Genomic DNA, 19,216 nt, shown 5'->3' with positions numbered 1-19,216 from the left:
AACTTAAAAAGTTAGGGTTTTGTTTTTAACAGCCATTAAATAGGAAGGCGAGCTCGAGCAACCACACTATCTGGCATTTTTTGCGCTAACTTAGTCAGCGCTCGCTCAATTTTTCTATGAGTCGCTTTATCTGCCACCATAGAATTAAATAGCCAACGATAGGCATCTTCAAAATCACGCGGGCTGCCATAACCATCATTAAATAATTTAACTAAACGTAGTTGTGCTTTTAAATTGCCTTGCGACGAGGCTTCACGCAAATAGGTAATTGCCATTGCTTTATCTTGCTGAACTAAGCGACCAGTGTCGTAGTATCGTCCCAATTGCTCTAGCGCTGCCGCTAAGCCTTGCTCAGCTGCTTTTCGCATGTAATACACACCTAACTCTACATTGCGATCAACGCACACGTTATAAGCCAGCATATCGCCGTATAAAAATTGATAAGACGGCAATGCCATTTTATTGGCTCGTGCTTCTATATCTTGCACCAACTGGCAATCATCTGCCTTTACGCGCGCTAAATGCGTATTTTTATTTATTAACGCAATTAGCTCTGATTCTGTATATAGCGGCACAGCAGCAGGGCTTTCTGTAGCTAAGCTGTTGGTTGCTATAAATAAAGACAGCGGTATTAACGAAAGCCTTAGTACGCAATTACGATTAAATAAACGCATGTTCACCACTTATATAAATAAACTTATTAAATAATATACAAAGATCGTTCCAAGGTGAATTTTAGACACAAAAAAAGCTGCACGAAGCAGCTTTTTTTAATCTAATGGTAATTACGCAAACGGATTGCGAAGCACCATAGTTTCTACACGGTCAGGACCTGTAGAAATAATATCAATTGGGACACCCGTAATTTCTTCAATACGTTTGATGTAGTCAATCGCAGCTTTTGGTAAACCGTCAAGACTAGTTACACCAACAGTGTTTTCTGACCAACCTGGCATTTCTTCGTATACTGGTGTTACTTTATCGTAACCTTCAGCCGCTAATGGTGTTACGTTAGTAACTGTGCCATCTTCAAGCTTGTAACCAGTACAGATTTTAAGTGTTTCTAAGCCATCTAAAACATCAAGCTTAGTTAAACAAAAACCTGAAATACTGTTGATTTGAACTGCACGGCGCATAGCCACTGCATCTAACCAACCAGTACGACGAAGTCGACCTGTTGTAGCGCCAAACTCATGGCCTTTATCACCTAGGTGCTTACCAACTGGATCTTGTTTATCAAGACCGTCGTAAAGCTCTGTAGGGAAAGGACCTGAACCAACACGTGTAGTGTACGCTTTAATAATACCTAAAACGTAATCAAGGTTTAATGGACCAAAACCTGCACCAGTCGCAACGCCACCAGCGGTAGTGTTTGAAGATGTTACATAAGGGTAAGTACCGTGATCTATATCAAGTAACGTACCTTGTGCACCTTCAAATAAAATGTTTTCGCCTGCTAAACGCGTTTGATCTAAAAGCTCAGTTACATCTACAACCATTGCTTTTAAGATATCAGCAACAGCCATTGCATCATCAAACGTTTTTTGGAAATCTACAGCATCTACTTTGTAGTAGTTAACTAAAGTGAAGTTGTGGTACTCAAGCACTTCTTTTAATTTAGCTGCAAATACTTCAGGATTAAATAAATCGCCTACGCGTAAACCACGACGTGCTACTTTATCTTCGTACGCAGGACCGATTCCACGGCCAGTTGTACCAATAGGCTTATCGCCACGAGCTGTTTCGCGGGCTACATCTAATGCAACATGGAAAGGCAAGATTAGCGGACATGCTTCACTTATTAAAAGACGCTCGCGTACTGGTACGCCGCGCTCTTCAAGCATGCCAATTTCTCTCATTAGCGCTTCTGGTGATAAAACTACACCATTACCAATCACACATTTAACATTGTCACGTAATACACCCGATGGAATAAGGTGTAGAACCGTCTTTTCACCTTCGATAACTAAAGTATGACCCGCATTGTGGCCACCTTGATAACGAACTACTAAAGATGCTTTGTCTGTAAGGAGATCAACTACCTTACCCTTTCCTTCGTCACCCCATTGGGTGCCTAATACAACAACGTTTTTACCCATCGTAAATTCACTTAGAGAAAATTAGGACGAGATTTTACCAGAAAACTAAAGTAAAGATCACCCCTGTTCAGCTTATTTTTTCTGCGGGCAATTGTTATATCCAAATATTGACCAATAACCACATAAATAACAGTGATTTAACGCACTAGTTTGTATTTAACAAAAAGCCCCGCAAATGCGAGGCTTTTTAACTTTTAAATAATTAACGTAAAGTCTATTGAGCTTTAGCGCCTTTCATATATTGGAAGAAGTCGCTATCTGGTGAAAGCACCATAACATCTTGCTTATCTTTAAAAGTCTTTTTGTAAGCTTCAAGTGAACGTACAAAACTAAAGAACTCAGGGTCTTTGTTATACGCATTAGCATAAATGCCTGCAGCATCAGCATCGCCTTGACCACGTACAGAACGTGCATTACGCTCAGCATCAGCAAGCATTACAGTTACTCGACGGTCAACTCCCGCACGAATAGTCTCTGCTTTTTCCTGACCTTCAGAACGGTGCTCTTTTGCAACCGCAGTACGCTCAGCGCGCATACGTTGGTAAATAGAGCTACTCACTTCTTGTGGTAGGTTAATTTGCTTAACACGTACGTCTAGTACTTCAATACCTAGCTCACGTGCACTTTCAGAAGCTTGTACTAACGCTTCTTCCATCAACTCGCTACGCTCACCTGATACAATTTCGCGAATTGTACGTGTACCAAAGTTTGTACGAAGACCATTGTTTACTTTTTGCTTAAGTAGCGTTTCAGCATATTGCTTATCGCCACGAGCACGTAAGTAAAAAGCACTAAAGTCATTAACTCGCCATTTTACAAACGAATCAACAATTAAGTCTTTTTTCTCGCTAGTAACAAAGCGATCTGGCGCACCATCTAGCGTTTGAATACGTGCATCAATACGACGTACTTGGCTAAAAAATGGTACTTTAAATTGTAGGCCTGGGCCATATACAATCGCTTTGTCGTCGCTATCTTTTTGTACTTTACTGAATAACATTACAATTGCTTTTTGCCCTTCAGGTACAACAAATACCGATGAGAAAGACATAACAATGGCAGCTAATAGTATTACTAAACTAAAGTTTTTCATTATGATTATCTCCCATCATTGAAGCGGTCGTTGTTAAAGCGGTCATTGCCACTATTAACAGAGCTATTGCGCGACGTATTAACTTTATTACGTAAGTCTTGAATATCACTTGAACTTGGAAGTGCAACTCGTGTTGCGGTTCCTTGCTTGTCCATGATTTTATCAAGAGGTAAATACATCATGTTATTGCCGCCTTTAACATCAACCAATATTTTAGAACTACTCCCTAACACTTCTTCCATTGCATCAATGTATAAGCGCTCACGAGTAACTTCTTTAGCTGCTTGATATTCAGGTAAAAGCTTTTCAAAGCGAGCTACCTCACCTTGTGCTTCCAATGTAATGCGCTCTTGATAACCTTCCGCTTCTTGAGTCATACGCGTTACTTGACCACGAGCACGCGGTTCAATTTCACGAGCATATGCTTCTGCTTCACGGATGAAACGTTCTTCATCTTCTTGTGCAGCAATTGCATCATCAAATGCATCTTTAACTTCAGTTGGTGGACGAGAGTCTTTAAAGTTCACGTCAGTAACAATTAAACCTAAGTTATATGGTTCGATAATCTTATTAAGCTCATCCCATGTATTTTGACGAACAACCTCACGGCCATTAGTTAATACTTGGTCCATTTTTGCATGGCCCACAACATAACGCAGGGCACTGTCTAGCGCTTCTTCTAAGCTACTATCAGCGTTAGTTACGCTAAATTCATAAAGGTATGGGTCAATAACACGGTATTGCACCTGAAACTCAACGCTCACTACGTTTTCGTCTTCAGTAAGCATAAAACCAGAAGCCGATAATGAACGAACAGCTTCAATATCTACTGGGATTACCGTTTCGATAAAAGTCATTTTCCAACGCAAACCAGGATCAGCAATTCGGTCATATTTACCAAATTGTAGAACCACACCACGCTCGGCTTCTTTAACCGTATAAATACCACTTAACGCCCATACAATAACGGCGATAATAAGTATGAATGAAATACCGGCTCCGCCAAGTCCACCGCCGCTACCATTGCCGGATTTTTTCCCGCCAAATAAGCCGCTGAACTTGTTACTAAACTTGCGGAACACCTCGTCTAAATCAGGTGGGCCTTGATCACGTCCGCCTTTATTATTCCACGGATCTTTGTCATTGCCATTATTACCCGGTTCATTCCAGGCCATAGCTATACTCCATTGTTATCTAAATAAATTAGGAAATTGTGTTAAATCTAACAAATCTACCGCGTTTCTCATACAAAAACCGACATTAAAACGTCAATTTTTAATTACGGTTGATAAAACCAGCAATTTCAGGACCAAATTCTTTAATTAAACGATTCCACTCAACCATTGGCATTCTAACATCTAACAGCCAATTACCTTGCTCATCAAATTGCTCTTCATGCACTGCATTTAAACTGAACAATGCAGCTCTTAAGCGACCATACAATGGCGTAAGAAATAATGTTTCGTTAAACATCTTCTTAGCTAGTAACTCACTGATAGCCTCGCTAAGTAATTCACACCCTTCACCAGTCTGAGCGCTAAGCCATACTCTTATAGGTTGACCTTCGTCATCTCGATCAATACGTGGGCTTACGTTATCCAGCGCATCAATTTTATTATAAATTAATAGCTGTGGTACTTCATCGGCCTCAATTTCTTTAAGCACCGATTGTACTTGTTCAATATTTTCTTGCAGACGTGAGTCTGCGGCATCAATTACATGTAACTGCAAATCAGCTTCGCGAGTTTCAGTAAGCGTTGCTTTAAAAGCAGCAACTAAGTCATGTGGTAGGTGACGAATAAAGCCCACTGTATCAGCTAAGATAACAGGGCCAACATCACCTAACTCAAGCTTACGTAGAGTCGGATCAAGCGTGGCAAACAACTGATCGGCCGCGTATACATCTGAATTTGTAATTCGATTAAATAATGTAGATTTACCCGCATTGGTATAACCAACTAATGAAACTGTAGGTATTTCGTTGCGAGTACGAGCTCGCCTACCTTGTTCACGTTGCACTGCAACTTTAGCTAAACGTGCACGAATATTTTGAATACGGGCACGAAGTAATCTTCTGTCAGTTTCAAGTTGAGTTTCACCAGGACCACGTAAACCAATCCCGCCTTTTTGACGTTCAAGGTGAGTCCAGCCTCGAATTAATCGAGTCGACATATGGCGAAGTTGAGCCAATTCAACTTGCAGCTTACCCTCGTGGGTACGTGCGCGTTGGGCAAAAATATCAAGAATTAGCGTCGTTCTATCAAGCACACGACATTGACAAACGCGCTCTAAATTACGCTCTTGTGATGGCCTGAGTTGATGATTAAAAATTACGACATCTGCTTTGTGGATTTTGACAATCTCAGCTATTTCTTCTGCTTTACCGGTACCGACGAATAGTTTCGGATGTGGTGCTTGACGGCTGCCTTGCACAACCGCCAAACTACTAACACCAGCAGAAGATACCAACATTTCTAATTCGTGAAGATCTTCACGATCTCCTTCTTTAGGCAAGTCGATATGAACTAAAATTGCCTGTTCGCCGGATTCATAGCGGTCAAACAAACATTATGCTCCTAATTAAAAGTTTCCAGCTTCTGCCTCTTCAGTGTCTTCACTCCCTTGAACTGCTTGGAAGTTAACTGCGCGAGCAGGGACAACTGTAGAAATTGCATGCTTATAAACCATTTGATTTACGGTGTTCTCTAGTAAAATAACAAATTGGTCAAATGACTGAATTTTGCCTTGTAATTTTATGCCATTTACCAAAAAGATTGATACTGGAATGCGCTCACGTCGTAGTGCATTCAAAAATGGGTCTTGTAACGATTGGCCTTTTGCCATGTTATTGTTCCTTCGTTCTAGGTGTTATTATAATTAAGTGGCTGAACTTATTTGATAAAAAACAATATTCAACTACTACTAGCTTAGCGAACTTACTACACGATGCAAGTTTTCTTCGTCGCCTGTTGTTAACCAAGTAACATCAGGCCAACTACGAAGCCACGTTAACTGCCGTTTTGCCAGCTGACGTGTTGCTGCGATGCCACGAAAAACCATTTCATCATGGTTTGTTTCACCCGCAAGGTAATCCCACATTTGTCTATAACCAACACAACGAATAGAAGGCATATTGGGGTGTAAATCCTTACGTAGATATAGGGTCGAAACTTCATTTTCAAACCCCTGATCAATCATTATTTTAAACCTTTCTTCAATTCGGCGGTGTAATTCACTGCGTTCTTGCGGTGCAATTGCAAATTGATGAAAAGTATAAGGTAAAGCCGGCTGTTTTTGCATTTGCAACTCAGTCATGGTCTTACCAGTTAACCTGTAAACCTCTAAAGCTCGATTAATTCTTTGTGAATCATTTTCACTTATTTTTTCGGCTGCTTTTGGGTCAACTTTAACTAATTCTTTATATAAATGAGGCCAGCCAAATTCTTTAGCTTGCGCTTCTAGCTCTGCTCTTATCTCTGTATCTGCTTCAGGTAAAGGCGATAAACCATCAATTAAAGATTTGAAGTACAGCATTGTACCTCCAACCAATACAGGTACTTTACCTTGTCTGTGAAATTCGTCAATTTTTTGCACTGCATCGCGCCTAAAATCTGCAACTGAATACGTTTCACTCGGGTCAAGTAGATCAATTAAATGATGCGGAGCTTTGGCTAATTCTTCGGCATCAGGTTTTGCTGTACCAATGTCCATACCTTTATACACTAGCGCTGAATCTACGCTGATTATTTCTGTATTTAAATGCTCGCACAGCGAGATTGCCAATGCTGTTTTACCTGCTGCAGTTGGACCCATTAAAAATATAACTGGTAAATTACTCAACACTGATACCTTAATCTAATTGCGTTAAATAGTGATTTAGCTCTATTTTAACTGCTTTTTTACGCAAGCGTTCAATAGTTTGTGGATTATTTTGTAAGCGCATTTGTTGCGCTAAAAATACATTGCTTAAATAAAATCGGGTCGGCACGCATTTCATTTGCCATTCTAACCAATTCTCTATATTTTCAAGTTTTGCTTTACACGCATCAAGTAGCTCACCTACCGCTGCACTTACGTCAAGTAAATATAAACACGCTGGCAATTTTTTAACCATTACAAATTGTTTTTCTATTACAAGTTCAAAACCAAGTAAGGTAAACCACGATTGCTGGGATTCTATAAGTAAGCAATCTTCTTTTTCTAAGTTTACTCGCACTGGTAACAAAAGGGCTTTCCCTTCTAAACTTCCGAACTCTTTAATTTGATTATGCCAATCATCAACTAATGCATATTTAAAATGTGAGCAATACAATTGCTGCTCTTCACTAAAGACACACACTCCTTCACTAACACTTATAATAGAAACAGCTTTTAAGACATTATCCACAGATACGGACTCGTGTGGTGCAGCAGATATATTGGCTGCATTATCAAAATGCGCGGCGTGTTGCTCACTCACTCCTTGATAAAACGCATTTACGTCATGATGGCTCGTACTTGGTGCAGCACGGTATGCACCGCCAACACTTCTAGTACCTGAGGACGAACTTGAGCTACCAGCACTTCCAGAGGAAGAGGGCTGTAATTTCGATTTAGGGTAATCAAACACTCCTTCGCTTTCTATATTATTAGCACTGCTATGAGACGACTCAATGAACGCTGGCGTGAGTTCTGCTGCTGTGCTCGCTGATTCGTTAGTGAATTCGCCTTGCAATGGCACTACTACCTGCTTAATAGCTTGCAATATAAAATCATGAATTAACCGCCCTTGATGAAAACGCACTTCATGCTTAGCAGGGTGAACATTTACATCAACCTGCCGAGGGTCAATATCAATATAAATGACAAAACCGGGTAATTCTTGTGTTCCACTTACTTCTTCAAATGCCTGGCGTATAGCATGCAAAATAAGCTTATCGCGCATCATGCGATTATTCACATAAGTGTACTGAGTCGTATTAGCTGAGCCTACAGGTAGCACCCAACCATGCAACTGTAAACCGGCTTCTCCTGATTGAATATGCAAACCTTGCTCGGCAAAGGCCTTGCCTGCAACTTGTGCTACGCGTGTTATAGCCTGAGAGGGATCAGTTTTGGCACGATACTGCCTTACTACTTTTTCGTTGTGAGTTAGTGTAATAGAGACATCAAAGCGACTAAGCGCAATACGCTTTATCAACTCATCAATATGGCTAAACTCAGTTTTTTCGGTGCGTAAAAATTTACGACGTGCTGGAGTATTAAAAAATAAATCTTTTACTTCAATGGTTGTGCCATCGGGATGCGCTACAGGTTTTACTTGAACGGCCATGTCGCGGCCTTCTGCAAAAGCTTGCCAAGCCGCTTCTTGCTCTTTTGGTTTTGAGCTCAGCGTTAAACGCGACACAGAACTAATTGACGCAAGTGCTTCCCCTCTAAAGCCAAGTGAGCAAATGTTTTCAAGGTCATCAAGTGATTTTAATTTACTTGTCGCGTGGCGAGAAAGTGCGAGCGTTAGCTCATCTTTACTTATCCCTGCGCCATTATCACGAATACGAATAAGTTTGTGGCCGCCGCGCTCAATATCAATTTGAATACGCGTTGCGCCAGCATCTAAGCTATTTTCAACAAGCTCTTTTACTACCGACGCTGGGCGCTCAACCACTTCGCCTGCGGCAATTTGGTTGGCTAAACGCGCGGGTAATATTTCAATATTCATGAGACTTCCTAGCAAACATTGCGCTAATAATAATGACTAACTTTGAGGTATATCGAGCTCTTGCCCAATAAATAAGGTATTAGAACTAAGCTTATTAACTTGTTTTAATTTATTGACTGTAACGCCATAGCGACTCGCTAACATACTTAAAGATTCACCGGGGCGTACTTTATGCTTTGTTGGATATTGCGACTTTAATTTAGCAAATAAAGAATCATCCGGCGGATTTTTCAAATAATAATTTTTAATTGAAGTAAATATAGCTTTAGCTAAACGCTCTTGATGATTAGGACTTTTAAGTAGCTTTTCTTCTCGCGGGTTAGATATAAACCCTGTTTCTACCAAAATAGATGGAATATCTGGTGATTTTAGTACTGCAAGGCTCGCATGCTGGGGATCTTTTTTATGCAGTTTGGCAACCTTACGAAGCTCTTTAACCACTTCATCAGCTACATTTAAGCCAGTTTTCATAGAGTGGTCCATCGACATATCAAGCAACGCTTGTGCTAGATATTTTTCATTGGCGGCATCTTTCATTACATCAGCAGCGCCACCTAAAAGCTCGGAGTGTTTTTCTTTATCTTCTATCCATTTACCTATTTCTGAATTAGCACGTCTTAATGACAAAACCCACACAGAGGCACCATTTGGCCCAGGGCTTGTAAATGCATCAGCATGAATAGAAACAAAAAAATCTGCCTTTTTTTCACGGGCTCGATTAGTACGGGTATTTAATTTTACAAAATAGTCACCGCTTCGTACCATGCGCGAAATCATGCCACGTTCGCCATCAATCATGCGCTCTAAACGTTTCGCAATTTGCAGTGTAACTGTTTTTTCGTAGGTGCCTGATGGCCCAATTGAACCAGGATCTTCGCCGCCATGCCCCGCATCAATTGCAATAACAATGTCGCGCTCTTGGCTTAGTTGACGGTTTTTAGCGGCTGTTTGAGCAGGAGAAACAACTGTAGTAGCATGGCTTTTATTGTATAAATCAACAACGAGTCTATTTTTATAAGGGCCTGTAGGTGCGAGGGCAAATACCACTGGCTTTATTGGCGCACTTAATTCAAATACTAAACGTACGCTTTGTTTATTTTTAGGTTTTGAGTAACGTAATTTGCTTACTATTTGATGTTTCGGGGGCACACCTGGCAATGTTTTTAACTCGCTAGTATTTTCTAAATCAATCACTAGGCGGCTAGGGTTTTTAAGCATGAAATAGCTAAAGTCGGGCTTATCATTTAAATCAAATACCACGCGCGTACTATCTGGAGACGGCCATACACGCACACTATTGATTGTGTTTTTAGCCCATAGCGGCAAGCTTATGGTGATAACCATAAGATAAATAAAAAGTTTAACTACACCTCGGCTCATTGGATAATTACTGCCTTAACTATATTATTATTGATTATTTAGTTTTTCGACAATTGCTATACCGCGCTCACTCGCACTATTTATAACAATTTTACGTTCGTTACCCACATAGCTTAGAGTAATATCTAAATCAGGCACAGGAATAAATTCACCACCCTTTTCAGGCCATTCAACAACACAAATTGCGTCTGCTGAGAAATAATCGCGTATTCCCATGTATTCGAGTTCTTCAGGATCACCTAAGCGGTATAAGTCAAAATGATAAACATTTGCACGCTCAAGCTCATAAGGTTCTACTAGTGTATAGGTCGGGCTTTTAACCTTACCTGTATGGCCAAAGCCTTGCACTACACCTCGTGTAAACGTTGTTTTACCAGCACCTAAATCACCATGTAAATAAATAACCGCACCTTGCTCTATAATATCAGCAACGCGATTACCCATTGTAACCGTGGCAATCTCATCAGTTAAATGAAATTCAAAACTACGCGTCATTATTACCTCAAAAATTCATTCAAAAGCGCATATTTGCTAATCATACCAGAATATTCATTTAAGGCGATAAATTGAGGTTTTAGACATAAAAAAACCAGACAAGCGAATGATTAAGTTATATTTGAATATCTATTTTCGATACCTTAAAACTGTAACATTGAAATAAAGTAAGAGAAAAGTAACGCTACGGCTTATATGCCTATAGCAAGTATTAAAGTTACTGAGATATGTAAGCTTATAATCAAACTTTTATGATTCAGCCACTAGTTTTGATACTAAAAAATATATAGCAACAACGGAGTTGATGACACAAACCAGAAAACTACCCTGCATGCTTTTGTATTTCTGATAAAAAGATAATACCAATTCGCTTAATTAAGTGATCTATTTTGAGGCTGGAAAAACGTGTTGATAGCTAGGCAGAAATTCGCTATTTAGTTGTTCTAAATGAGCATTTTTTAAAGCAGGTAGCGACACGTTTAGCATCACAAAATGATTAAGTATTATTGCGGATTGGTATAAGTCCTAAATGTGTAAACACGTTTCAGGATAAGGCATTTCCAGAAAACAAAAAGCCCCGGCTAATGCCAGGGCTTTTTTACAAAACTAACTTAATTAAAAATTAAGCTTGTTTTGGACTAGAAATAACGTCTACTAAAGTCCAAGATTTATTCTTAGAAATTGGTGCGCATTCACGGATAGTAACTACGTCACCCGCTTTTGCTGTGTTATTTTCGTCATGTACGTGTAACTTAGTCGTACGTTTAATGAATTTCCCATAGATTGGGTGCTTCACATAACGTGCGATAGCGATAGTGAAAGATTTTTCCATCTTGTCGCTGATTACACGGCCTTGAAGAGTACGAATTTTATCGCTCATTATTGACCTGCCTTCTGGTTAATAACTGTTTTTACACGCGCGATATCGCGGCGTACTGTTCTTAGCGTGTGTGTCTGAGCTAACTGACCAGTGCTAGCTTGCATGCGCATATTAAATTGCTCACGAAGTAGTCCTAGAAGTTCAGCATTAAGCTCTTCTACGCTTTTATCTTTTAGTTCGCTAGCTTTCATCACATTACCGTCCGAGTTACGAAAGTTGTTTTGAATGGCAGTTTACGAGCAGCAAGGTCAAACGCTTCACGAGCAAGCTCTTCTGAAACACCTTCCATTTCGTAAAGTACTTTACCAGGCTGAATTTCAGCAACCCAATATTCAACAGAACCTTTACCTTTACCCATACGAACTTCAAGAGGTTTTTCTGTAATCGGTTTGTCAGGGAAGACACGAATCCAGATTTTACCTTGACGTTTCACGTGACGCGTCATAGCACGACGAGCTGCTTCGATTTGACGAGCAGTCATACGGCCACGGCCAGTTGCTTTCAATCCGAAAGTACCGAAGCTTACTTTGTTACCGTTTTGCGCTAAACCGCGGTTGCGGCCTTTGTGCATTTTACGGAATTTTGTACGTTTTGGCTGTAACATTACTCGCTACCTCTACTTAGCACTTTTCTTGGCTTTCTTTGGTGCGCGTTTAGCTGGCTTCTCTTGCTCTTGTACTAGTGGTAAACCACCAATAACTTCGCCTTTGAAGATCCAAACTTTAACACCAATGATACCATAAGTGGTTAAGGCTTCAGAAGTTGCGTAATCGATATCAGCACGAAGAGTATGTAGAGGTACACGACCTTCACGATACCATTCTGAACGTGCGATTTCAGCGCCGCCAAGACGACCGCTAACTTCAACTTTAATCCCTTTAGAACCGATGCGCATTGCATTTTGTACCGAACGCTTCATAGCGCGACGGAACATAACACGACGTTCTAGTTGAGAGGCAATGCCGTCTGCTACTAGTTGTGCATCTAGTTCTGGTTTACGTACTTCAGAGATATTAATCTGAGCAGGTACACCAGCGATTTTAGTTACCGCTTGACGTAATTTTTCTACGTCTTCGCCTTTTTTACCGATAACAACACCCGGACGAGCCGTGTGAATTGTTACTCGGATTGATTTTGCTGGACGCTCAATAACGATTTTAGACACAGAAGCCGTTTTTAATTCCTTAGTAAGGAATGTACGAACTTTGTGATCGCCAAAAAGCTGTGCAGAGAAATCTTTTGAACTCGCGTACCAGGTAGAAACCCAAGGTTTAGATATACCTAGGCGAATACCAGTAGGATGAACTTTTTGTCCCATTACTTATACTCCTAGCTATCTGAAACCATAACAGTGATATGGCTTGTACGCTTAAGGATGCGATCTGCGCGTCCTTTAGCACGAGGCATAATACGTTTCATTGTAGGACCATCGTCCACAAAGATCGTTGTTATACGAAGCTCATCAATGTCAGCACCTTCGTTATGCTCTGCGTTAGCAATAGCAGACTCAAGTACTTTCTTAACTAATACAGCCGCTTTCTTAGGGCTGTACGCCAGGATTTCTAGTGCGCGATCTACAGGTAACCCGCGGATCTGATCTGCAACTAGACGTGCTTTTTGCGCCGAACCAGAGGCGAATTTATGTTTAGCTAATGCTTGCATTTATCTTCCCCTCTTATCGTTTCTTCGCTTTCTTATCCGCAGCATGGCCACGGTAAGTGCGAGTTGGTGCAAATTCACCTAGTTTGTGACCGATCATTTCGTCAGAAACGAAAACTGGTACGTGCTGGCGACCATTATGGACAGCAATGGTCAATCCGATCATGTTAGGTATGATCATTGAACGACGGCTCCAAGTTTTAATTGGCTTTTTCTCACCGCTTTCCAAAGCTTTCTCTACCTTCTTCAGCAAGTGTAGGTCTATAAAAGGACCCTTCTTGAGAGAGCGTGGCATGGCTATTCCTCAATATTACTTAGTACGACGACGTACTATAAATTTATCCGTACGCTTGTTCTTACGCGTCTTCGCACCTTTAGTCGGTTTACCCCATGGAGACACAGGATGACGACCACCAGATGTACGACCTTCACCACCACCGTGTGGGTGATCTACCGGGTTCATGGCAACACCACGAACTGTCGGACGAATACCACGCCAGCGATTTGCACCTGCTTTACCAAGTGAACGAAGCATATGCTCAGCATTGCCTACTTCACCTAGAGTCGCACGACAATCAGATTCAACTTTACGAACTTCGCCTGAACGAAGACGTAATGTTACATACTGACCATCACGAGCAAGGATTTGAACGTATGCACCAGCAGAACGTGCGATTTGAGCACCTTTACCTGGTTTTAATTCTACGTTGTGAACAGTCGAACCTACAGGCATATTACGCATTGGTAATGCATTACCAGGTTTGATTGGTGCATCAACACCAGACTGGATTGCATCGCCAGCTTTTAAGCCTTTTGGTGCGATAATGTAACGACGCTCACCGTCTGCATATAATACAAGAGCGATGTTTGCGCTACGATTTGGATCGTATTCTAAACGTTCAACAGTAGCTGGAATGCCATCTTTAGTACGTTTAAAATCGATTAAACGGTAATGTTGTTTATGACCACCACCGATATGACGAACCGTAATACGACCATTGTTATTACGACCACCTGATTTAGAGTTTTTCTCTAAAAGTGGTGCGTATGGCTTACCCTTATGTAGATCAGAGTTAACCACTTTAACTAGGTGACGACGGCCCGCAGAAGTAGGCTTACACTTTTGAAGTGCCATAATTCTATCCCCTTATTACTCGGCGCCGCCGACAAAGTCTAGCTCGCTGCCTTCTTTAAGAGTAACGTAAGCTTTTTTCCAGTCGCTACGACGACCGAAACGTGCGCCAGTACGTTTTGTTTTACCCTTAACGTTAAGTGTGCGAACACCCGTTACTTCTACTTCAAAAAGCTTCTCAACTGCTACTTTAATTTCAGCTTTAGTTGCGTCATTTACTACTTTAAAAACAATAGTATTGTTTTCTTCAGCAGCAATTGTGCTTTTTTCAGAGATATGTGGAGCAAGGATCACTTTTAAAAGACGTTCTTCGCGAATCATGCTAGCGCCTCCTCAAGTTGCTTAACAGCAGCGGCTGTAATAAGTACCTTATCGAAAGCAATTAAGCTTACAGGATCGATACCAGCTACATCACGTGTGTCAACCTTATAAAGGTTACGTGCCGATAAGAAAAGATTTTCATCTACTTCTTCAGTCACGATAAGAACATCTTTAAGCTCAAGTTCTTTAAGCTTAGCAACTAGTTCTTTAGTTTTTGGTGCTGCTAGAGCAAAACTTTCAACAACGATTAAACGCTCTTGACGAACTAATTCAGATAAGATGCTTTTAATCGCACCACGGTACATTTTACGGTTTACTTTTTGGCTGTGGTCTTGTGGTTTAGCTGCAAAGCTAACGCCACCTGAACGCCAAATTGGGCTACGGATTGTACCGGCACGTGCACGGCCAGTACCTTTTTGAGCCCATGGTTTTTTACCACCACCGCTTACTTCAGAACGTGTCTTCTGAGCACGAGTACCTTGACGAGCACCTGCTGCGTATGCAACAACTACTTGGTGTACTAATGCTTCGTTAAACTCACGTCCAAAAGTAGCTTCAGAAACTTCAAGACCGCCAGAAGCGTCTTTAATTGCTAATTCCATCACTAAATCTCCAGGACTTATGCTTTAACAGCTGGTTTAACGATAACGTCACCGCCAATAGCTCCAGGTACTGCACCCTTAACTAAAAGCAAATTACGCTCAGCGTCAACGCGAACTAGTTCTAAGTTTTGAGTCGTTACACGCTCAGCACCCATATGACCGGCCATTTTCTTACCTTTAAACACCTTACCAGGTGATTGGTTTTGACCGATTGAACCAGGAGCACGGTGAGATAGAGAGTTACCATGTGTAGCGTCTTGCATGCTGAAATTCCAGCGCTTAACACCACCTTGGAAACCTTTACCTTTAGAAGTACCGGTTACGTCAACCTTGTTGATTTCGTTGAATAATTCAACAGTAAGCTCAGCGCCTACTTCAAAATCGCCTTCACCACCGTTAAGGCGGAATTCCCACAGACCGCGACCCGCTTCAACACCAGCTTTAGCGAAATGACCCGCTTTAGCTTTGTTTACACGACTTGCTTTTTTAGTGCCTGCGGTTACTTGAAGCGCGTTATAACCGTCTGTTGCGTCAGATTTGATCTGAGCAATGCGGTTAGGTGTCGCTTCAATAACTGTCACAGGGATAGATACACCATCTTCAGTGAAGATTCGTGTCATACCCACTTTACGACCGACTAGACCTAATGCCATTTTCCTAAAACCTCTCTAATCTTTCGATTAACCCAGGCTGATTTGAACATCAACACCAGCAGCAAGATCTAAACGCATAAGCGCGTCTACAGTCTTGTCAGTTGGTTCTACGATGTCTATCAGACGTTTATGGGTGCGGATCTCGTACTGATCACGCGCATCTTTATTAACGTGCGGTGAAGTTAGTACAGTAAAACGTTCAAAGCGTGTAGGTAGTGGGATTGGACCACGTACTTGTGCGCCAGTGCGTTTCGCAGTTTCCACGATTTCTGCCGTTGATTGGTCAATCAAACGGTGGTCAAAAGCTTTTAGGCGAATACGAATGCGTTGATTTGACATTCTTAACCTCAATATAAAGAGCATATAAAAGAGCATAAAAAAACGACCGAAACAATCTTAAAACTTAAGATGTCGGCTGTTTGATTATATCTACGTTGAGTTCCAAATCGGAACTCCTGTTTATTAGCTTGAAATCCAAGCTTAATTTATCCTTTCTAATTCCCACAGGAATTTTGAAAGCCTGCGTATTATAGAGGTATTGGTGATAAATGCAACAACTATTTAGAAACAATGTAATGAATACTAATTTGATTAAATATGCGTCCATACATGTTCAATAGCTATACTTGAACTAATGCTTTTGATGCTAGTCAACAAACAACTAAACATCTTAATTGCGCAAACTAAGGGATTTTTAGATATTATGGTATCCTATTGCGCTAATTTTGCCCTTAATACTCTCAATATGGTGAGTCGATGCGTATTTTTAATTATTGTTTAAATGTTATGTCTGCTGGATTTAGCCGCTTATTTGTGAAAAGCAAAGTGCTGCCAGAAAATCCTATTAAACAGTATGATCTAAACCCTGAGTACCCTACATTTTACATAGTGCGTTTAAATTCACGTTTTGATTTAGCCGCGCTGGCGCATGTTTGTAAAAAGAATGGCCTACCTAGCCCAACAGAAGAGCAAGTGCTAGGGACCCAAAATTTAGACCGTTTTATTGGTATTAAAAATCCTCCACCGTTATTTGGTGATGAAGCAAAACCAACCAATGCTTTAGCCCAAGGCAAGCAAATTATTGAGTACTTAATAAAAAGCGGTCAGCAAAACGTACAAGTGGTGCCTGTTACTATTTTATGGGGGCGCGATCCAGGTAAAGAAAAGCCAGGACTACGTACTTTAATTACACACTCTCTTACTCCAAGCTGGTTTAGAAAGTTTTTTGTGGTGTTATTTTCAGGGCGCGATAACTTTATTCGCTTTAGCCAACCACTCGACTTATCACTTTTAGTCAATGAAAAAGCCGACGTAAGTGAGTTACCTCATAAATTATTACGCGTAGCGCGTGTTCACTTTAAGCGCCAAAAGCTAGCTGCTACAGGCCCTAAAATGCCATCTCGTGAGCAATTATTTAATTCATTATTAGCGTCACCTACTATAAAAAAAGCAATTCAAGATGAAGCTAACGCTAAAAACATTAGCCAAACAGAAGCTCGTCAAAATGCACTTAAGCTACTTGATGAAATAGCCGCTAATTACTCTGAAGCAATGATACGTGTGGCCGAAAGGTTTTTAACTTGGTTATGGAATAAGCTTTATAATGGTATTGATATTAAACACGCCGAACAAATTCATGAACTAACAGATAAAGGACATGAAATAATTTATATGCCTTGTCATCGCAGCCATATGGATTACTTACTGCTTACTTACTCTATTTATCATTTGGGTTTAGTACCTCCGCATATAGCTGCTGGTATAAATCTTAACTTTTTCCCTGCCGGAGGCATATTTAGACGCTCTGGTGCGTTTTTTATTCGCCGTTCATTTGCAGGTAATAAACTTTATTCTGCCATATTCAAAGAGTATTTAAGCCAACTGTTTATTAAAGGTTACTCTGTTAAGTTTTACACGGAGGGCGGTCGAAGCCGGACTGGACGCCTACTTCCGCCTAAAACGGGTATGCTATCTATGACATTACAAGCAATGCTACGCGGAATAGACAGACCAATATCTATTGTTCCTGTTTACATTGGCTACGAGCACGTCATGGAAATTAACACCTACCTTAAAGAGCTGGATGGTAAAGATAAAAAAGGCGAATCTATATTTGGTATTTTTAAGGCAATCAAGAACCTTAAAAACTACGGTCGTGGTAATTTAAACTTTGGCGATCCAATCTCTATTAACCAATACTTAAACGATAACCAACCTGATTGGCGTGATTCAATACACCCAACTGACGTGCAAAAGCCACAATGGTTAGCACCACAAGTAACTAAACTTGCCGACCAAGTAATGGTTAAAATTAATAATGCAGCGGCGCTTAATGCGGTTAACTTACTAGCGATGATATTGCTGGTTAACGATAAACAAGCATTGAGTAAACCAAAGCTATTAGCTCAGCTTGATTTTTATCTGCGCTTACAACGTGATGCAAGCTACAGTAATAAAGTAACTACACCAGACGAAACACCAGAGCAATTACTAACGCATGCATTAAAGCTTAATAAGTTTGAAGTTATCAGTGATGAGTTTGGCGAAATTATTACGATTAGCGATAAAGAAAAAGTACTGTTTAATTACTACCGAAACAATATTTTGCACTTGTTTGCAGTACCAAGCTTAATTGCACTACATCTATTTAAACAACACAGCACTACGATTGCTCAATGCCAACAACTTGTAAAAACATTTTATCCGCTATTTGCTAAAGAATGGTATTTACAACCTCTTGATGAAAACTACATAACGCGTATTTTAGCTAATTTTGCCGATCAAAATTTAATTGAGTTTGATGGCGATAACATTCATATAACAAACAGTAACGACTGCTTAGCTAAGCTAGAAATGCTTGGACGAGCACTTAGCTTTACCCTACAACGTTACGCTATTGTGATTGGTTTTATTCAAACAAGTGATGGCATTGAAAAAGCCGAGCTTGAAAGAGAAAGCCAAGTACTCGCACAACGTTTAGGTACACTGCATGGTATTAAAACACCTGAGTTTTTTGACAAAAAAGTACTTGTTAGTTTTATCGAAAACTTACGTGGCGAGTCGTTAATAACAGAGGGTGATAAGGGCTTAGTAGGTAGCACACAACTATGTGAAACCTACGCACACCTTAAAACATTACTGCCAGCACGCGTCTGGCAGTCAATCAGCGATATAGTTCAAGATCAGTGTAACTAGCAATGCATT

Annotated in this window: 22 protein-coding genes; 1 reads left to right on the top strand and 21 read right to left on the bottom strand. The window is 40.6% G+C overall.

Features of this window, described 5'->3' with window-relative positions:
• Positions 1 to 35 precede the first annotated feature (35 nt).
• The 21 genes from H5117_RS07415 to rpsJ form a co-directional block, all read right to left on the bottom strand.
• Complete coding sequence (locus tag H5117_RS07415) at positions 36 to 674, bottom strand: tetratricopeptide repeat protein (protein ID WP_039489024.1); 639 nt, start codon at positions 672 to 674, stop codon at positions 36 to 38.
• A gap of 111 nt (positions 675 to 785) precedes the next feature.
• Positions 786 to 2,099 carry an adenylosuccinate synthase gene (locus H5117_RS07410; protein WP_024597266.1) on the bottom strand — a complete coding sequence of 438 codons (1,314 nt, stop codon included), beginning with the start codon at positions 2,097 to 2,099 and terminating at the stop codon, positions 786 to 788.
• A 214-nt stretch (positions 2,100 to 2,313) separates the two neighbouring features.
• A complete protein-coding gene (gene hflC, locus H5117_RS07405) occupies positions 2,314 to 3,192 on the bottom strand; it encodes a protease modulator HflC (protein ID WP_002957880.1) in 879 nt (292 codons plus the stop codon).
• A gap of 5 nt (positions 3,193 to 3,197) precedes the next feature.
• Complete coding sequence (gene hflK, locus H5117_RS07400) at positions 3,198 to 4,367, bottom strand: FtsH protease activity modulator HflK (protein ID WP_002957881.1); 1,170 nt, start codon at positions 4,365 to 4,367, stop codon at positions 3,198 to 3,200.
• 100 nt (positions 4,368 to 4,467) lie between these two features.
• Entirely contained in the window at positions 4,468 to 5,757 is a 1,290-nt protein-coding gene (hflX, locus tag H5117_RS07395; protein ID WP_024597267.1) for a ribosome rescue GTPase HflX, read from the bottom strand.
• A gap of 15 nt (positions 5,758 to 5,772) precedes the next feature.
• Positions 5,773 to 6,036: an RNA chaperone Hfq gene (hfq, locus tag H5117_RS07390; RefSeq protein ID WP_024597268.1), complete on the bottom strand. Its 264-nt coding sequence runs from the start codon at positions 6,034 to 6,036 to the stop codon at positions 5,773 to 5,775.
• A gap of 78 nt (positions 6,037 to 6,114) precedes the next feature.
• Positions 6,115 to 7,032 carry a tRNA (adenosine(37)-N6)-dimethylallyltransferase MiaA gene (gene miaA / locus H5117_RS07385; RefSeq protein WP_002957884.1) on the bottom strand — a complete coding sequence of 306 codons (918 nt, stop codon included), beginning with the start codon at positions 7,030 to 7,032 and terminating at the stop codon, positions 6,115 to 6,117.
• Positions 7,033 to 7,042: 10 nt separating this feature from the next.
• Positions 7,043 to 8,890 (bottom strand): DNA mismatch repair endonuclease MutL, encoded by a 1,848-nt coding sequence (mutL, locus tag H5117_RS07380; RefSeq protein WP_182736923.1) that lies wholly within the window; start codon positions 8,888 to 8,890, stop codon positions 7,043 to 7,045.
• 36 nt (positions 8,891 to 8,926) lie between these two features.
• Complete coding sequence (locus tag H5117_RS07375; protein WP_182736921.1) at positions 8,927 to 10,270, bottom strand: N-acetylmuramoyl-L-alanine amidase; 1,344 nt, start codon at positions 10,268 to 10,270, stop codon at positions 8,927 to 8,929.
• 27 nt (positions 10,271 to 10,297) lie between these two features.
• Positions 10,298 to 10,765, bottom strand: a complete 468-nt coding sequence (tsaE, locus tag H5117_RS07370) for a tRNA (adenosine(37)-N6)-threonylcarbamoyltransferase complex ATPase subunit type 1 TsaE (protein WP_182712012.1) — start codon at positions 10,763 to 10,765, stop codon at positions 10,298 to 10,300.
• A 622-nt stretch (positions 10,766 to 11,387) separates the two neighbouring features.
• Positions 11,388 to 11,645 carry a 30S ribosomal protein S17 gene (rpsQ, locus tag H5117_RS07365; RefSeq protein WP_002957888.1) on the bottom strand — a complete coding sequence of 86 codons (258 nt, stop codon included), beginning with the start codon at positions 11,643 to 11,645 and terminating at the stop codon, positions 11,388 to 11,390.
• The gene (rpmC, locus tag H5117_RS07360; protein ID WP_002957889.1) at positions 11,645 to 11,836 is read right to left on the bottom strand and encodes a 50S ribosomal protein L29; all 192 of its coding nucleotides are present in this window, start codon (positions 11,834 to 11,836) and stop codon (positions 11,645 to 11,647) included. Before rpmC ends, rpsQ begins: the two co-directional genes overlap by 1 nt.
• Positions 11,836 to 12,249, bottom strand: a complete 414-nt coding sequence (gene rplP, locus H5117_RS07355; protein ID WP_002957890.1) for a 50S ribosomal protein L16 — start codon at positions 12,247 to 12,249, stop codon at positions 11,836 to 11,838. The genes rpmC and rplP overlap by 1 nt, the downstream gene beginning before the upstream one ends.
• Positions 12,250 to 12,261: 12 nt before the next feature.
• The gene (gene rpsC, locus H5117_RS07350) at positions 12,262 to 12,963 is read right to left on the bottom strand and encodes a 30S ribosomal protein S3 (protein ID WP_002957891.1); all 702 of its coding nucleotides are present in this window, start codon (positions 12,961 to 12,963) and stop codon (positions 12,262 to 12,264) included.
• An 11-nt stretch (positions 12,964 to 12,974) separates the two neighbouring features.
• Positions 12,975 to 13,307, bottom strand: coding sequence for a 50S ribosomal protein L22 (gene rplV, locus H5117_RS07345; RefSeq protein WP_002957892.1), 333 nt, complete (start codon positions 13,305 to 13,307; stop codon positions 12,975 to 12,977).
• Between the two features lie 13 nt (positions 13,308 to 13,320).
• Positions 13,321 to 13,599, bottom strand: a complete 279-nt coding sequence (rpsS, locus tag H5117_RS07340) for a 30S ribosomal protein S19 (protein ID WP_004588689.1) — start codon at positions 13,597 to 13,599, stop codon at positions 13,321 to 13,323.
• A gap of 15 nt (positions 13,600 to 13,614) precedes the next feature.
• A complete protein-coding gene (gene rplB / locus H5117_RS07335) occupies positions 13,615 to 14,439 on the bottom strand; it encodes a 50S ribosomal protein L2 (RefSeq protein WP_002957895.1) in 825 nt (274 codons plus the stop codon).
• 15 nt (positions 14,440 to 14,454) lie between these two features.
• Positions 14,455 to 14,757: a 50S ribosomal protein L23 gene (rplW, locus tag H5117_RS07330; RefSeq protein ID WP_002957896.1), complete on the bottom strand. Its 303-nt coding sequence runs from the start codon at positions 14,755 to 14,757 to the stop codon at positions 14,455 to 14,457.
• A complete protein-coding gene (gene rplD, locus H5117_RS07325; RefSeq protein ID WP_002957897.1) occupies positions 14,754 to 15,359 on the bottom strand; it encodes a 50S ribosomal protein L4 in 606 nt (201 codons plus the stop codon). Before rplD ends, rplW begins: the two co-directional genes overlap by 4 nt.
• Positions 15,360 to 15,376: 17 nt before the next feature.
• The gene (gene rplC / locus H5117_RS07320; protein WP_002957898.1) at positions 15,377 to 16,012 is read right to left on the bottom strand and encodes a 50S ribosomal protein L3; all 636 of its coding nucleotides are present in this window, start codon (positions 16,010 to 16,012) and stop codon (positions 15,377 to 15,379) included.
• A gap of 27 nt (positions 16,013 to 16,039) precedes the next feature.
• Positions 16,040 to 16,351 carry a 30S ribosomal protein S10 gene (gene rpsJ / locus H5117_RS07315; protein ID WP_002957900.1) on the bottom strand — a complete coding sequence of 104 codons (312 nt, stop codon included), beginning with the start codon at positions 16,349 to 16,351 and terminating at the stop codon, positions 16,040 to 16,042.
• Between the two features lie 417 nt (positions 16,352 to 16,768).
• Here rpsJ and plsB point away from each other — a divergent pair, with 417 nt between their 5' ends.
• A complete protein-coding gene (plsB, locus tag H5117_RS07310; RefSeq protein ID WP_039489010.1) occupies positions 16,769 to 19,207 on the top strand; it encodes a glycerol-3-phosphate 1-O-acyltransferase PlsB in 2,439 nt (812 codons plus the stop codon).
• Positions 19,208 to 19,216 lie beyond the last annotated feature (9 nt).

This window comes from Pseudoalteromonas sp. SG45-1, from assembly GCF_014164135.1.
Lineage (GTDB): Bacteria > Pseudomonadota > Gammaproteobacteria > Enterobacterales > Alteromonadaceae > Pseudoalteromonas > Pseudoalteromonas distincta.
Note: the sequence above shows the minus strand (reverse complement) of the source record. Positions and strands in the feature narration are given on the sequence as shown.

Excerpts from the sequence above, each read along its gene's own strand:
- H5117_RS07415 (WP_039489024.1), bottom strand. The coding sequence starts at position 674 with ATGCGTTTATTTAATCGTAATTGCGTACTAAGGCTTTCGTTAATACCG.
- H5117_RS07410 (WP_024597266.1), bottom strand. The coding sequence starts at position 2,099 with ATGGGTAAAAACGTTGTTGTATTAGGCACCCAATGGGGTGACGAAGGA.
- hflC (WP_002957880.1), bottom strand. The coding sequence starts at position 3,192 with ATGAAAAACTTTAGTTTAGTAATACTATTAGCTGCCATTGTTATGTCT.
- hflK (WP_002957881.1), bottom strand. The coding sequence starts at position 4,367 with ATGGCCTGGAATGAACCGGGTAATAATGGCAATGACAAAGATCCGTGG.
- hfq (WP_024597268.1), bottom strand. The coding sequence starts at position 6,036 with ATGGCAAAAGGCCAATCGTTACAAGACCCATTTTTGAATGCACTACGA.
- mutL (WP_182736923.1), bottom strand. The coding sequence starts at position 8,890 with ATGAATATTGAAATATTACCCGCGCGTTTAGCCAACCAAATTGCCGCA.
- H5117_RS07375 (WP_182736921.1), bottom strand. The coding sequence starts at position 10,270 with ATGAGCCGAGGTGTAGTTAAACTTTTTATTTATCTTATGGTTATCACC.
- tsaE (WP_182712012.1), bottom strand. The coding sequence starts at position 10,765 with ATGACGCGTAGTTTTGAATTTCATTTAACTGATGAGATTGCCACGGTT.
- rpsQ (WP_002957888.1), bottom strand. The coding sequence starts at position 11,645 with ATGAGCGATAAAATTCGTACTCTTCAAGGCCGTGTAATCAGCGACAAG.
- rpmC (WP_002957889.1), bottom strand. The coding sequence starts at position 11,836 with ATGAAAGCTAGCGAACTAAAAGATAAAAGCGTAGAAGAGCTTAATGCT.
- rplP (WP_002957890.1), bottom strand. The coding sequence starts at position 12,249 with ATGTTACAGCCAAAACGTACAAAATTCCGTAAAATGCACAAAGGCCGC.
- rpsC (WP_002957891.1), bottom strand. The coding sequence starts at position 12,963 with ATGGGACAAAAAGTTCATCCTACTGGTATTCGCCTAGGTATATCTAAA.
- rplV (WP_002957892.1), bottom strand. The coding sequence starts at position 13,307 with ATGCAAGCATTAGCTAAACATAAATTCGCCTCTGGTTCGGCGCAAAAA.
- rpsS (WP_004588689.1), bottom strand. The coding sequence starts at position 13,599 with ATGCCACGCTCTCTCAAGAAGGGTCCTTTTATAGACCTACACTTGCTG.
- rplB (WP_002957895.1), bottom strand. The coding sequence starts at position 14,439 with ATGGCACTTCAAAAGTGTAAGCCTACTTCTGCGGGCCGTCGTCACCTA.
- rplW (WP_002957896.1), bottom strand. The coding sequence starts at position 14,757 with ATGATTCGCGAAGAACGTCTTTTAAAAGTGATCCTTGCTCCACATATC.
- rplD (WP_002957897.1), bottom strand. The coding sequence starts at position 15,359 with ATGGAATTAGCAATTAAAGACGCTTCTGGCGGTCTTGAAGTTTCTGAA.
- rplC (WP_002957898.1), bottom strand. The coding sequence starts at position 16,012 with ATGGCATTAGGTCTAGTCGGTCGTAAAGTGGGTATGACACGAATCTTC.
- rpsJ (WP_002957900.1), bottom strand. The coding sequence starts at position 16,351 with ATGTCAAATCAACGCATTCGTATTCGCCTAAAAGCTTTTGACCACCGT.
- plsB (WP_039489010.1), top strand. The coding sequence starts at position 16,769 with ATGCGTATTTTTAATTATTGTTTAAATGTTATGTCTGCTGGATTTAGC.